Annotated in this window: 12 protein-coding genes and 1 tRNA gene; all 13 read left to right on the plus strand. The window is 42.9% G+C overall.

Translation table 11 applies throughout. The features are described 5' to 3' along the window. Window positions 1–10 precede the first annotated feature (10 nt). The 13 genes from VIM91_RS03970 to VIM91_RS04030 all read left to right on the plus strand — a co-directional run bounded on the left by VIM91_RS03970 (window position 11) and on the right by VIM91_RS04030 (window position 13279). On the plus strand, window positions 11–1264 hold the full coding sequence (locus VIM91_RS03970; RefSeq protein WP_331863520.1) for an NADH-quinone oxidoreductase subunit D: 1254 nt from the start codon (window positions 11–13) through the stop codon (window positions 1262–1264). After that, window positions 1261–1764 (plus strand): NADH-quinone oxidoreductase subunit NuoE, encoded by a 504-nt coding sequence (gene nuoE, locus VIM91_RS03975; protein WP_331863521.1) that lies wholly within the window; start codon window positions 1261–1263, stop codon window positions 1762–1764. The genes VIM91_RS03970 and nuoE overlap by 4 nt, the downstream gene beginning before the upstream one ends. 2 nt (window positions 1765–1766) lie before the next feature. Beyond that, window positions 1767–3047, plus strand: a complete 1281-nt coding sequence (gene nuoF, locus VIM91_RS03980; RefSeq protein ID WP_331863522.1) for an NADH-quinone oxidoreductase subunit NuoF — start codon at window positions 1767–1769, stop codon at window positions 3045–3047. A 30-nt stretch (window positions 3048–3077) separates the two neighbouring features. After that, on the plus strand, window positions 3078–5192 hold the full coding sequence (gene nuoG, locus VIM91_RS03985) for an NADH-quinone oxidoreductase subunit NuoG (protein ID WP_331863523.1): 2115 nt from the start codon (window positions 3078–3080) through the stop codon (window positions 5190–5192). A gap of 11 nt (window positions 5193–5203) precedes the next feature. Then, window positions 5204–6265 carry an NADH-quinone oxidoreductase subunit NuoH gene (nuoH, locus tag VIM91_RS03990; RefSeq protein WP_331863524.1) on the plus strand — a complete coding sequence of 354 codons (1062 nt, stop codon included), beginning with the start codon at window positions 5204–5206 and terminating at the stop codon, window positions 6263–6265. 13 nt (window positions 6266–6278) lie between these two features. Further along, on the plus strand, window positions 6279–6770 hold the full coding sequence (gene nuoI, locus VIM91_RS03995) for an NADH-quinone oxidoreductase subunit NuoI (protein ID WP_331863525.1): 492 nt from the start codon (window positions 6279–6281) through the stop codon (window positions 6768–6770). A 20-nt stretch (window positions 6771–6790) separates the two neighbouring features. Continuing rightward, the gene (locus VIM91_RS04000; RefSeq protein ID WP_331863526.1) at window positions 6791–7429 is read left to right on the plus strand and encodes an NADH-quinone oxidoreductase subunit J; all 639 of its coding nucleotides are present in this window, start codon (window positions 6791–6793) and stop codon (window positions 7427–7429) included. Continuing rightward, window positions 7429–7734, plus strand: coding sequence for an NADH-quinone oxidoreductase subunit NuoK (gene nuoK, locus VIM91_RS04005; protein WP_331863527.1), 306 nt, complete (start codon window positions 7429–7431; stop codon window positions 7732–7734). The genes VIM91_RS04000 and nuoK overlap by 1 nt, the downstream gene beginning before the upstream one ends. A 12-nt stretch (window positions 7735–7746) precedes the next feature. Continuing rightward, entirely contained in the window at window positions 7747–9720 is a 1974-nt protein-coding gene (gene nuoL / locus VIM91_RS04010; RefSeq protein WP_414719596.1) for an NADH-quinone oxidoreductase subunit L, read from the plus strand. Between the two features lie 32 nt (window positions 9721–9752). Then, window positions 9753–11267, plus strand: coding sequence for an NADH-quinone oxidoreductase subunit M (locus VIM91_RS04015; protein WP_331863529.1), 1515 nt, complete (start codon window positions 9753–9755; stop codon window positions 11265–11267). 25 nt (window positions 11268–11292) lie between these two features. Further along, window positions 11293–12735, plus strand: coding sequence for an NADH-quinone oxidoreductase subunit NuoN (nuoN, locus tag VIM91_RS04020; RefSeq protein WP_331863530.1), 1443 nt, complete (start codon window positions 11293–11295; stop codon window positions 12733–12735). Window positions 12736–12809: 74 nt separating this feature from the next. Beyond that, window positions 12810–13133 (plus strand): DUF2818 family protein, encoded by a 324-nt coding sequence (locus VIM91_RS04025; protein WP_331863531.1) that lies wholly within the window; start codon window positions 12810–12812, stop codon window positions 13131–13133. Window positions 13134–13202: 69 nt separating this feature from the next. Beyond that, window positions 13203–13279: transfer RNA gene (locus tag VIM91_RS04030), tRNA-Met, on the plus strand. Window position 13280 lies beyond the last annotated feature (1 nt).

Genomic DNA, 13280 nt, shown 5'->3' on the forward strand with positions numbered 1-13280 from the left:
TGAGATAGCTATGCCTGAAATTCGCAACTATACCCTTAACTTTGGTCCACAGCATCCTTCCGCGCATGGTGTTTTAAGACTTGTTCTGGAACTGGATGGTGAGACCATCGTGCGCTCTGACCCTCATATCGGACTATTGCATCGCGGTACTGAAAAATTGGCTGAATACAAGCCTTATAACCAGTCAATAGGCTATATGGATCGTTTGGACTATGTGTCCATGATGTCAAATGAGCATGCTTATGTCATGGCCATCGAAAAAATGCTGGGTGTTGATGTGCCTGAACGAGCACAATACATTCGTGTCATGTTTGATGAAATTACCCGCATCCTAAATCACTTGATGTGGTTGGGTGCGCATGCGTTGGATATCGGTGCGATGACGGTGTTCCTGTACGCATTCCGTGAGCGTGAAGACTTGATGGATTGCTACGAAGCGGTATCTGGTGCCAGAATGCACGCGACCTATTATCGTCCAGGAGGTGTCTATCGTGATCTACCAGATACTATGGCTAAATACACTGAGTCTGAATGGCACAAGGGTAAAAAGCTGGATAAGTTGAATGAAACACGCGAAGGTTCGCTACTGGATTTTATTGAAGCCTTTACTGAGCGTTTTCCAGGCTATGTTGATGAATATGAAACATTGTTAACGGATAACCGTATTTGGAAGCAACGTACGGTGGATATTGGCATTGTGTCGCCTGAACGTGCACTACAGTTAGGTTTTACTGGGCCGATGTTACGTGGTTCAGGAGTTGCATGGGATTTACGTAAAACCCAGCCCTATGAAGTATATGACAAATTAGATTTTGATATACCAGTTGGCAAAACAGGGGATAGCTATGATCGTTATTTGGTTCGAGTTGCAGAAATGCGTGAATCAAACAAAATCATTAAACAATGCGTAGATTGGTTAAAGAAAAATCCAGGCCCAGTGATTGCTGATAACCATAAAGTTACACCACCTTCTAGAGAAGATGCAAAGTCCAACATGGAAGCCCTGATACACCATTTTAAACTCTTTACAGATGGCTTTATTGTCCCAAAAGGTGAAGTGTATAGTGCGGTTGAGCATCCTAAGGGTGAGTTTGGTATTTATATGGTGTCAGATGGCGCAAACAAACCATACCGGTTGAAAGTAAGAGCACCAGGTTTCCCACACCTTGCGGCACTGGATGAAATGGCAAAGGGACATATGATTGCAGATGTGGTCGCAATTATCGGTACACAAGATATTGTATTTGGGGAGATTGATCGATGAGCACGGCTAATTCGGAGAACATCAACATCATTCAAGGGGATGTTAAAACCCGTATTGATCGCTGGTTGGCTCGTTATCCAGATGATCAAAAGCAATCTGCTGTTATTGCTGCATTGCGCATTGTGCAAGAGGTCAATGGTGGTCATTTAACTCGTGATTTAATGGACCAAGTAGCGGCCTATTTAGACATGACACCGATCTCAGTTTATGAGGTTGCAACCTTCTATTCTAATTTTGAGCATAAACCGGTTGGGCGTCACAAAATTTGTTTGTGTACAAACATTTCTTGTATGTTACGCGGCAGTGACGAACTACTTGATTATCTCCAGAAAAAACTGGGTGTTGGTGTAGGTGAAGTGACTCAGGATGGTAAGTTTTCAATCAAAAAAGTGGAGTGTTTAGGTGCATGCGGTGGTGCACCTATGATGCAAATCGGCAAGGTTTACTATGAAGATCTAACCGAAACTCGACTAGATGACATATTGGATAACTTGGAGTAATTATGGTTGAACTAAATCTTTGTTGTTACCGCAATAATCATCTAGAAAACTCTTGGGATATCGACACTTACATTGCGCAAGGCGGCTACCAAATTTGGAAGAAGGTTTTAGCTGGTGACTTAAGTCCACAGGAAATTATTGATGAGGTTAAAACCTCTAATTTACGTGGTCGAGGCGGTGCAGGTTTTCCAACAGGCTTGAAATGGAGCTTTATGAACCGTCAAGCACCTGGTCCAAAATACATTGTTTGTAATTCCGATGAGAGTGAACCGGGAACGTTTAAAGACCGTGACATTATGCGTTATAACCCACATCAGCTAATTGAAGGCATGATGATCGCAGGTTATGTAATTGGAGCAAACACGGGTTATAACTATATTCGTGGTGAGTTTTGGGAACCTTATGAACGTTTTACTGGTGCAATTACTCAAGCGCGAGAAGCGGGGTTACTAGGAAAGAATATTCTAGGGTCGGGTTATGATTTTGACCTTCATACTCACCAGGGTGCAGGCGCTTATATTTGTGGTGAAGAAACCGCCCTAATTGAGTCTTTAGAAGGGAAAAAAGGTCAGCCAAGATTTAAGCCACCTTTTCCAGCTAGCTACGGCGTCTATGGTCGTCCAACGACCATAAATAATACGGAAACATTGGCTTCTATCCCAATGATTTTGGCTAAAGGTGGTGACTGGTTTGCCAAGCTAGGTGTACCAAATGCCGGTGGAACTAAGCTTTTCTCAATGTCTGGCCATATCGAAAAACCAGGTAATTTCGAAATACCTTTGGGTACACCGTTTAAAGATTTACTTGAGTTGGCTGGTGGGATCTGGAAGGGCCGAGAATTAAAGGCTGTTATACCTGGCGGGTCTTCAACGGCCTTGCTTCCAGCAGATAAAGCATTAGCTATGACAATGGATTACGATTCTATTGCTAAGGCGGGATCCTTCCTCGGGGCAGGCTCGGTGATTATTATGGATGATCAAACCGATATGGTTAAAGCACTCGAGCGTTTGACTTGGTTCTATTATGACGAGTCTTGCGGTCAGTGTACGCCTTGTCGCGAAGGTACTGGTTGGATGTATCGCGTAGTACATCGTATTCGTCAGGGTAAAGGTCGCCCAGAGGACATAGAAACATTAAAAGACGTCTCGGGCAAAATTATGGGACGCGTTATTTGTGGTTTAGGAGATGCAGCGGCGATCCCGGTGACAAGCTTCTTGCAGCATTTTGAACATGAGTTCCGTCATTATATTGATCACGGATGCAGTATTTTCGACCGCGCTTAAATTTAAGCGTCGAATATTAGGTTAAGAATTATGGTAAAAGTCGAGATAAATGGTCAGGTTGTAGAAGCTCGAGAGGGTGATATGTTGATTGATGTGGCCGATGGCGCATCCGTATCTATTCCACGCTTTTGCTACCACAAAAAACTTTCCATCGCAGCTAACTGTCGTATGTGTTTGGTCGAAGTTGAAGGTGCGCCCAAAGCGATCCCCGCTTGTGCGACACCTGTGACAGATGGGATGCGCGTCAATACACGCTCTCCAAAAGCGATTGCCGCACAAAAATCTGTGATGGAGTTTTTGTTAATTAATCATCCATTGGACTGCCCAATTTGTGATCAGGGTGGCGAATGTGAGTTGCAAGATGTTGCCATGGATTATGGTGATGACGTTTCTCGTTATTCTGAAGCAAAACGAATTGTCGGTGACCGCAATGTTGGTTCGTTAATTCAAACGGACATGACGCGTTGTATACACTGCACCCGTTGCGTACGTTTTGGACAAGAAATCGCGGGCTTAAAAGAATTAGGTGCGACTGGCCGAAGTGAGTGGATGGAAATTGGCACCTATATTGAAAAGTCGATTGATTCAGAACTGTCTGGCAACATGATTGATCTTTGCCCTGTCGGTGCGTTAACGTCAAAACCTTTCCGTTATAAAGCACGTGCCTGGGAGCTGATTTCTCACCCGAGTATTTCACCGCATGATAGTGTGGGTTCAAACCTACTGGTGCATACACGTAATGGAGAAGTCATGCGTGTGGTTCCAGCTGAAAATGAATCAGTAAATGAAACATGGATTTCTGATCGTGATCGCTATTCGTATGAGGCTTTAAATTCCGTTGAGCGTTTAGCTTCTCCTATGTTAAAAACGGATGCCGGCTGGCAGCAGGTAGAATGGGAGTCCGCCTTAGAAAGCTTAGTCTCAAGATTGAAGTCTTACTTAACCACGCCTGAAGATATTGCTGTATTAATTTCTCCCAACGCAACATTAGAAGAGCTGTATTTAACTAAAAAGTTATTTAATGCGTTAGGTGTGCGCTCAATTGAATCTCGTCTACGTCAGCAAGACTTCCGTGCCGATTCTGTTGGAGTTAAGACTTCGTTGGGCCAGACTTTTGCCGATGTCGAGAACTTGAACTCGATCTTTATGGTTGGTTCATATTTAAGAAAAGAATTACCACTTTTAAATAATCGCGTACGTAAAGCACATTTAGCAGGTGCTCAGATTCATACACTTAACCCAGTAGCTTTGGATTACAACTACAAGGTTGAAAATGAAATTGTTTCAAGCGATATGGTTGAAGACTTAGCGGCTATTACGAAAGCCGCGTTAGATTTGGCTAAGTTGGACAACCAGGCCTGGTTGTCCGATGTAAAACCATCTGCTCAACATAAAGCGATTGCGCAATCATTATTCAAATCAGATAAAGCCTGTGTGGTGTTAGGTCAACGAGCACAGATGGATCAAAATTATTCAATTTTGGTTCGTTTGGCAGCTTTAATGGCAAAAGCGACTAACAGTGTATTGAGTAACTTGCCAATGTCTGCGAATACTCAGGGTGCCAACTTGTTGCTATCGGATCATGCCGCTGACAACCTAAATGATTGGTTGGAAAAAGGTAAAAAAGTATTTATTAACTTAGGCGTTGAACCAGAGCAAGATGCTGTGCGATCTTCTGGCGCGCTTAAAGCGATGCAAAATGCCGAATTAGTTATCAATATCACGGGTTTTGATAGCGTGGCCCAGCGTGGTTATGCCGAATTTATGTTGCCGATGGCTCTGTTCGCTGAAAATGCTGGCACCTACATTAATGCTCAGGGAGATTGGCAGAGCTTTAAAATGGTGGCGAATGCCAAAGCAGAAGCTAAACCTTTATGGAAGATTCTACGTGTGTTGGGCAATATGTTTGACCAAGCCGGTTTTGACTACGTCAACACGAACGAGATTTTAACGGAGATTCAGGCACTTAATTTAGAATTGAAGCCTGCCAATTATGAAGACTTGAGCATTGGGTTGGTGGATAAAGTGTCATCAACTTATGAGTCTGGTTTCGTGTCACCTTATTCGGTAGATGCTTTGGTGCGACGTTCACCTGCATTACAAGCGACACCGGATGCTGGTTCGATTGGCCAATCTAAGGAATAAAGGAAAAGTGTATGTTTAATGCTTTAGAAGGCTGGCTAAGCGTTTTCTTATGGGATTGGTTGGCTGTCATGATCACTTTGGTGATTCAAGTTTTAATTGTAGTTGTACCGGTTATTTTAGCCGTGGCCTTTTTAACTTTAGCCGAGCGTAAAGTGATTGGCTTTATGCAAGTGAGAATGGGGCCAAACAGAGTCGGGCCCTATGGCATTCTGCAACCCTTTGCAGACGTCATTAAGCTCATCATGAAAGAGGTGATTAGACCGGCTGAATCGAATGCTTATTTGTTTCTCATTGCCCCTATCTTGGCCTTTGCGCCTGTAATAGCAGCTTGGGCCGTTATCCCATTTGATGAAGGTGTGGTAGCATCCGATTTGAATGTGGGTGTGATGTATGTGTTAGCCGTTTCTTCGATTGTGGTTTACGGGGTTATTATTGCCGGTTGGGCATCTAACTCTAAGTATGCATTCTTAGGTGCATTGCGTGGTTCAGCACAAAAAGTATCTTATGAGATTGCGATGGGTTTTGCTTTGGTAACCGTTTTAATGGTGGCTGATAGCATGAACCTAACGGAAATTGTGCACGGTCAGCAAGGCGGTTTCTGGAACTGGTATTGGATTCCATTATTACCTATGTTTGCGGTGTATTTTATTTCTGGTTTAGCCGAAACCAACCGTGCACCGTTCGACGTAGTAGAAGGCGAGGCGGAAATCGTAGCGGGTTTCCATGTTGAATACTCGGGAATCACCTTTGGTATTTTCATGTTGGCAGAATATGCCATGATGATTTTAATCTCGTTTATGACTGCAATTATGTTCCTGGGTGGCTGGTATTCGCCATTTGAAGGCATTATTTTGCTTGATCCGTTAACGGCTTGGATTCCAGGTTTCGTTTGGCTGTTCTTAAAAGTCGCCTTTTTACTTTTCTGTTTCCTATGGTTCCGTGCGACCTTCCCACGTTACCGTTATGACCAGTTGATGCGTTTAGGTTGGAAAGTCTTAATTCCTGTCACCATTGTTTGGGTATTTGTAGTTGGTTTAATGCATTACTTCAGCATTGGCCCCTGGTTTAATTGAGTGAGGTTTGAACATGATTGCATTTTTAAAACATCAGGTTAAGACCTTTGGTCTCATCGAGTTATTTAAAGGTTTAGCGGTAACCGGTAAGTATTTCTTTAAAAAGAAAATCACGGTTCGTTATCCAGAAGAAAAAACCCCTATGTCGCCACGTTTTCGTGGTCACCACGCTTTACGCCGTTATGCAAATGGTGAAGAGCGCTGTATTGCCTGTAAATTGTGTGAGGCGGTTTGTCCTGCGAATGCGATCACAATTGAAGCAGAAGAACGTAGTGATGGATCACGTCGTACCACCGTTTACGATATTGATATGTTCAAGTGTATTTATTGCGGTTTTTGTGAAGAAGCTTGTCCGGTAGATGCCATCGTTGAGACGCGCGTGTTTGAGTATGCATTTGATGAGCGTGGACCTCATATTATGACGAAAGATAAGTTGTTAGCATTTGGTGACAAGCATGAAGCTCAAATCGCAGCCGACCGTGCCGCCGATGCTAAGTACCGTTAAATCTACAGGAATTTGATTTTATGACTTTTGAACAACTTATATTTTATGTATTAGCCGGTATTGCGGTGATTGCATCCTTAATGATGATCAGTGTTAATAACCCGGTTAAAGCGGCTTTGTGGCTAGTTTTAGCGTTTATTTCCACCGCCGGTGTCTGGATTACTGCGCAAGCAGAATTTTTAGGAATTGTGCTTATCCTCGTCTACGCCGGTGCTGTGATGGTGTTATTCCTATTTGTCGTGATGATGCTGGATATCAACCTAGTCAAATTAAAAGAAGGTTTTACCCGCTATTTACCAATTGGTGTTCTAGCGTCGGTCGCAATTTTTGCCATGATGTACATGGTGTTAGGACCAGCTCATTTTGGTTTAGATAAAACGGGTGAGCCTCTAAAATTCTCAGCCGATCACAGCAATACTACGATGCTTGGTTTAGAGCTTTATACCGTACATGCTTATGCCTTCATTTTGGCTGCTGTATTGTTGTTGGTGGGCATTGTGGCCGCGATTGCTTTGACTATCCGCCGTAGATCACCTCATGAAGTCTTGTATCAAGACATCGACAAACAGGTCAAGGTACAAGCTAAAGATCGTTTTGAAATGATCAAAATGAAAGCGACTAAAGAAGAACCCATTAAGAAACAAGAGGAGGACGAGTAATGGTTGCACTGTCTGATTATCTGGTGTTTAGTGCAATACTCTTCACTCTGAGTATGGCCGGGATATTCTTAAACCGTAAAAATGTGATTATTTTATTAATGTCAATTGAGTTGATGTTGCTTGCGGTCAATACAAACCTGGTCGCTTTCTCTTATTTCTTAAATGATATGGCCGGTCAAATTTTCGTATTCTTTATTCTAACCGTGGCGGCCGCCGAAGCCGCGATCGGGTTAGCCATCATCGTACTGGTGTTTCGTAATCGAAACAGTATCAACGTTGATGATCTTGGTTCACTGAAGGGGTAAGGTTAGATGGAGATGTTGCATTTTATACTTACCGTCATATTGTTATCGCCACTATTTGGTGCGGTTGCAGCAGGTTTGTTTGGCCGTAGAATAGGACGCCGAGGGGCTCATTCGGCCACTATTTTTAGTGTCGCGGTATCAACCGTATTATCGGCTTATGTGTTTTTTGAGTATGTCTTTAATGGCGCTGAAACCTATAATGCGGCGCTGTATACCTGGATGATCAGTGATGGTATTCGTTTTGAAATTGGCTTTTTGGTTGATAGCTTAACGGCAACTATGATGCTGGTGGTGACCTTTGTATCTTTAATGGTTCACATCTATACCATCGGCTATATGGATCACGATGAAGATTATGATCATAGCAATCCATACTATCAGCGTTTCTTTAGCTATTTATCCTTGTTTACCTTTTCAATGTTGTCGTTGGTTATGGCCAATAACTTCTTGCAACTATTCTTTGGTTGGGAAGCAGTAGGTTTAGTTTCTTACCTATTGATTGGTTTCTACATGAAGCGTGAATCAGCCATCGCGGCTAATTTAAAAGCTTTCTTAGTAAACCGTGTAGGTGATTTTGGCTTCATTTTAGGTATTGCGATGGTATTCGTCTACTTCAATACCCTCGACTATCAAGAGTTCTTTGATCGTTTGGCTCAACATGAACATACCATGATGAGTTTTATTCCTGGTGTTGAGTGGTCAGTGATTACCGTCATGGTTATTCTGTTGTTTATTGGGGCGATGGGTAAATCGGCACAGATGCCATTACATGTTTGGCTTCCAGAATCGATGGAAGGCCCAACCCCTATTTCGGCTTTGATCCACGCGGCGACAATGGTTACCGCCGGTATCTTTATGGTCGCTCGTTTATCACCAGCTTATGAAATGTCAGAAGCGGCGTTAGCGTTCATTTTAGTGGTAGGTGCCTTGACGGCATTCATGATGGGCTTGTTAGGGATTATCCAGAACGACATTAAGCGTGTAGTTGCCTACTCAACGCTTTCTCAGTTGGGTTATATGACAGCGGCACTTGGCGCGTCTGCTTATGCTGCGAGTATGTTCCATGTGCTAACGCATGCATTCTTTAAAGCCTTGTTATTCTTAGCGGCGGGTTCAGTCATTATTGCAATGCACCATATTCAAGATATTCGCCAAATGGGTGGATTGAAAAAACATATGCCGGTTACTTACTGGGCATTGTTATTAGGTTCATTAGCCCTAATTGGCTTCCCTGGCTTTTCAGGCTTCTTTTCAAAAGACAGTATTCTATTGGCGGTTAATCAGACCGATTCTTGGGGTTCGAGTTTTGCCTACACTTTATTACTAATGGGCGTGTTTGTGACGGCTTTCTATAGCTTTAGAATGTTCTTCCTCGTGTTCCACGGCGATGAAAGTGATTATGTGAAATCGCACAAGATCCATGAATCACCAAAAGTGGTGACTGTGCCATTAATATTATTGGCCATTCCGTCAGTTGTACTGGGCTTGTTTATGATTCAACCTGTGTTGTCAGGTAGTTATTTCGCGGATGCAATTACGGTATTACCATCACATGATGTGTTGTCAGATATATATGCAACGCAGTTCGATAATGTTCTTGGGTTTATTATTCACGGCTTTATGACGTCGCCTGTTTGGCTCGCCCTTTCTGGTGTCGCTTTAGCCTGGTTCTTTTACATGAAACGTCCAGATATCCCAGCGTGGATTCAAACTAAGTGTACGCGAGCAAATTATATGCTTGAAAATGCTTATGGGTTTGATCGCTTAAACGAAATTGTATTTGTAAAAGGATCGATTCGTTTGGGTCAATTCTTCTGGCGCTCTGTAGATATGCGTGTCATTGATACGGGTATGGTCAATGGTACAGTTCGTCGTGTATCGGATATGGCAACCATGTTTAGAGAGTCACAAACTGGTTATATGTACCATTATGCTTTTGTCATGATCTTTGGGCTTTTAGGTCTGTTGATTTGGGCACTTTGGTAATTAGAGAATAATAAGAAAAGGAAAACGATTTCATGTCTTTAGGCTATCCGATTCTCAGTACCCTTATTTGGTTACCGATCATTGCGGGTTTGATTGTATTGTTTGCAGGTCGTAATAACCCAGCGTTTGCTAAATGGTTCTCTTTGGGGGCGGCGGTATTAACTTTCCTCCTATCTTTACCGCTTTACGTGGCATTTGATACCACGACTTCTGCGATGCAATTTGTTGAGCGTGCCAGTTGGATTCCTCAATACAATATCGAATACTTCTTGGGTGTTGATGGCTTATCTATGCCATTAGTTTTATTAACCACCTTTACCCAGGTATTAGTGATTGCTTCAGCATGGACGGTGATTAAAGAACGTGTTGAGCAATACATGGGTGCATTTATGATCATGCAGGGCTTGATGATCGGTGTGTTTGTTGCGCTTGACTCAATCCTGTTTTATGTATTCTGGGAAGCTTTGCTCATCCCAATGTTTATTGTAATTGGTAAATGGGGTGGTCCAAAACGCGTTTATGCAACCTTAAAGTTCTTTATCTATACCTTTATGGGCTCGGTATTCATGCTGGTTGCCTTCCTGTACATGTTTTTTCAGTCAGGCAGTTTCTCGATCCTCGATTTCCACGCGATGCCGATTGGTATGACCGCGCAAATCTTGATTTTCTTGGCCTTCTTAATTGCATTTGCGGTCAAAATTCCAATGTTCCCTGTCCACACATGGCTTCCGGATGCGCACGTTGAAGCACCAACAGCCGGGTCGGTTGTACTAGCCGCGATTATGTTGAAAATGGGTGGTTATGGCTTCGTGCGTTTTAGCTTGCCGATTACTCCCGATGCTTCGATGACATTGGATTGGCTGATTATTGCCTTGTCGCTGATTGCTATTGTTTACATTGCGTTTGTAGCCCTGATTCAGAGCGATATGAAAAAACTGGTCGCATATTCTTCGATTGCACATATGGGCTTTGTTACGTTAGGTTTGTTCTTGGTCTACAGCATTGTGAGCAAAACCGGTGATGTTCATGGCGCGGCTTTAGGTATGGAAGGTGCGATGGTTCAGATGATTTCGCACGGGTTTATCTCAGGTGCAATGTTCTTGGCCATTGGTGTGTTATATGACCGTATGCATACACGTGAAATTGGCGCTTATGGTGGGGTAGTAAATAGCATGCCGTGGTTTGGCTTCTTTGCAGTTCTGTTTGCAATGGCCAATGCAGGTCTGCCGGGTACATCTGGCTTCGTTGGTGAATTTATGGTTATCTTAAGTTCGTTTAAAGCGAATGTCTGGTTTGGTGTATTAGCCGCAACCACCTTAATTGTTGGGGCCGCCTATACCTTGTGGATGATTAAGCGCGTGATTTTCGGATCAGTTGCGAATGAAGAGATCGCTAAACTACAAGATCTAAATCGCCGTGAGTTTGCGATTATGGCTACCTTGGCCTTTGTCATCATTTTATTGGGTGTGTGGCCAAACCCCTTACTAGAAGTGATGCATAGCTCGGTTGATAATTTATTAATCCAAGCAACCACATCAAAACTGTAACTATGAGATTAGGTGAGTCAAAACTATGAATTTTGTTATTCCAGATTTTATGCCAGCCATTCCAGAGATTGTGCTTTTAGCGCTGGCGTCGTTTATTCTCATTGCGGATACGATGTGGTCTAAGCGTTTTGCAAATGCAACTTACTATGCCACGCAGTTCACCTTGTTATTGGTGGGCGTATTAATTTTGATTAGTTTCACTACTGACACGGTCGTGACCTTTGATCAGAGTTTCGCGCGTGATGCATTTGCGGATGTGTTGAAGATATTTATCGTCATTGTTTCTTTAGGTGTGTTCTTATTTTCTAGAGAGTACTTAAAGCAAAATGACTTTTACAAAGGTGAATTCTTTACCCTAGGATTATTTGCAATTCTAGGCATGTTTGTCATGGTGTCGGCTTATAACTTTATTACGTTATTTGTTGGCTTAGAGATTATGTCGCTTGCGATGTACGCCATGATTGCGATGCAACGTGATTCAAGCAAAGCCACTGAAGCGGCCATCAAGTACTTTGTTTTGGGCGCGCTGGCCACAGGTCTTTTACTATATGGTTTATCGATGATTTATGGCGCGACTGGCAGCTTGACTATTCCAGAGGTCAAATCAGTCGTTGAAGCCGGTAAAGCCGACTCGGTTGTACTGGCTTTTGGTGTTGTCTTTATTGTAATTGGCTTAGGCTTCAAATTGGGTGCGGTTCCGTTTCATATGTGGGTGCCGGATGTGTATCACGGCTCGCCAACGGCAGTAACTCTTTTTATCGGTGCGGCACCTAAGATTGCTGCCTTTGCGATTGTATACCGTCTTTTAGTAGATGGAGTACCAGGCCTGGTGCTTGATTGGCAGCCATTACTGATTATCATGGCAGTATTGTCGATGGTTGTGGGTACGGTGATTGCGATTGCTCAAACCAATTTCAAGCGTCTATTAGCCTATTCTGGTATTGCACACATTGGCTTCTTATTACTAGGCTTTATTGCAGCTACGCCAGAAGGCTACTCAGCCGCGATGTTTTATGTATTAGTGTATGCGCTTACCAGTGTAGCGGCATTCGGTATGATTATTACCTTAGCGCGCACAGGGTTTGAATTTGATGAAATTAAGGATTTTAAAGGCCTTAATCAACGTAATCCATGGTTAGCGGCTATGATGCTTATCATTATGTTCTCTATGGCGGGTATTCCACCATTTATTGGCTTCTACGCCAAGGTTGTGGTGCTACAAGAAGTCATCACAGCTGGGTTCGTATGGTTGGCAATTGTTGGTGTGGTAACCGCTGTTGCAGGTGCTTTCTATTACTTGAGAGTGGTGAAAGTCATGTACTTTGATACGGCACCGGTTGAAGGCGAATTAAAGGCCACCACGAAAGAAATGGCGGTAGCCGTTAGTGTGTTTTCATTAGCCTTGTTAGTGTTAGGCTTAATGCCTGCTTGGTTAATGACTATTGTTTATAACAGCTTACTTGTTTAAGGTCCAAACGAGACTTTTAAGCATTTAAAAGAGGGCGCCATATGGCGCCTTATTTGTATTAAAAGGAATTAAAAATGAGTCTAGATCAAGCTGTATGGGTATTGTTGTTTTTAGCAATTGTAATGGCCAATATTCCATGGATCATATCTAACAAGCTTTTCGTGGTGGTGCCACTGGCTAAACCCAAACCACTTTGGTTGAATCTAATAGAATGGTCTGTGTATTTAGTCCTAGTTGGTTTGATCGGAGTGGGGCTGGAATACAGCACTATGGGAAATATAGAACCGCAACAATGGGAGTTTTATGTAATTAACCTATTTATGTTTATCATCTTTTCATTTCCAGGTTTTATCTATCGATACAACCTAAAAATGTATCTAGACAAAGCCAAGAAATAATCATTATAAATAAACCAAATAAAGGCTTGTAATCTGAGTCTCAGCCAGTATAATACGCACATCAATTAACGCGGGGTGGAGCAGCTTGGTAGCTCGTCGGGCTCATAACCCGAAGGTCGTAGGTTCAAATCCTGCCCCCGCTACCAA

Origin of the sequence: Thiomicrospira sp., from assembly GCF_036568485.1 — a bacterium.
Lineage (GTDB): Bacteria > Pseudomonadota > Gammaproteobacteria > Thiomicrospirales > Thiomicrospiraceae > Thiomicrospira.

What these genes read in the sequence shown, in the direction of transcription:
- nuoF (WP_331863522.1), top strand. Translation starts at nt 1,767, where the DNA reads ATGGTTGAACTAAATCTTTGTTGTTACCGCAATAATCATCTAGAAAAC.
- VIM91_RS03970 (WP_331863520.1), top strand. Translation starts at nt 11, where the DNA reads ATGCCTGAAATTCGCAACTATACCCTTAACTTTGGTCCACAGCATCCT.
- nuoI (WP_331863525.1), top strand. Translation starts at nt 6,279, where the DNA reads ATGATTGCATTTTTAAAACATCAGGTTAAGACCTTTGGTCTCATCGAG.
- nuoL (WP_414719596.1), top strand. Translation starts at nt 7,747, where the DNA reads ATGTTGCATTTTATACTTACCGTCATATTGTTATCGCCACTATTTGGT.
- nuoN (WP_331863530.1), top strand. Translation starts at nt 11,293, where the DNA reads ATGAATTTTGTTATTCCAGATTTTATGCCAGCCATTCCAGAGATTGTG.
- VIM91_RS04015 (WP_331863529.1), top strand. Translation starts at nt 9,753, where the DNA reads ATGTCTTTAGGCTATCCGATTCTCAGTACCCTTATTTGGTTACCGATC.
- nuoE (WP_331863521.1), top strand. Translation starts at nt 1,261, where the DNA reads ATGAGCACGGCTAATTCGGAGAACATCAACATCATTCAAGGGGATGTT.
- nuoH (WP_331863524.1), top strand. Translation starts at nt 5,204, where the DNA reads ATGTTTAATGCTTTAGAAGGCTGGCTAAGCGTTTTCTTATGGGATTGG.
- nuoK (WP_331863527.1), top strand. Translation starts at nt 7,429, where the DNA reads ATGGTTGCACTGTCTGATTATCTGGTGTTTAGTGCAATACTCTTCACT.
- VIM91_RS04025 (WP_331863531.1), top strand. Translation starts at nt 12,810, where the DNA reads ATGAGTCTAGATCAAGCTGTATGGGTATTGTTGTTTTTAGCAATTGTA.
- VIM91_RS04000 (WP_331863526.1), top strand. Translation starts at nt 6,791, where the DNA reads ATGACTTTTGAACAACTTATATTTTATGTATTAGCCGGTATTGCGGTG.
- nuoG (WP_331863523.1), top strand. Translation starts at nt 3,078, where the DNA reads ATGGTAAAAGTCGAGATAAATGGTCAGGTTGTAGAAGCTCGAGAGGGT.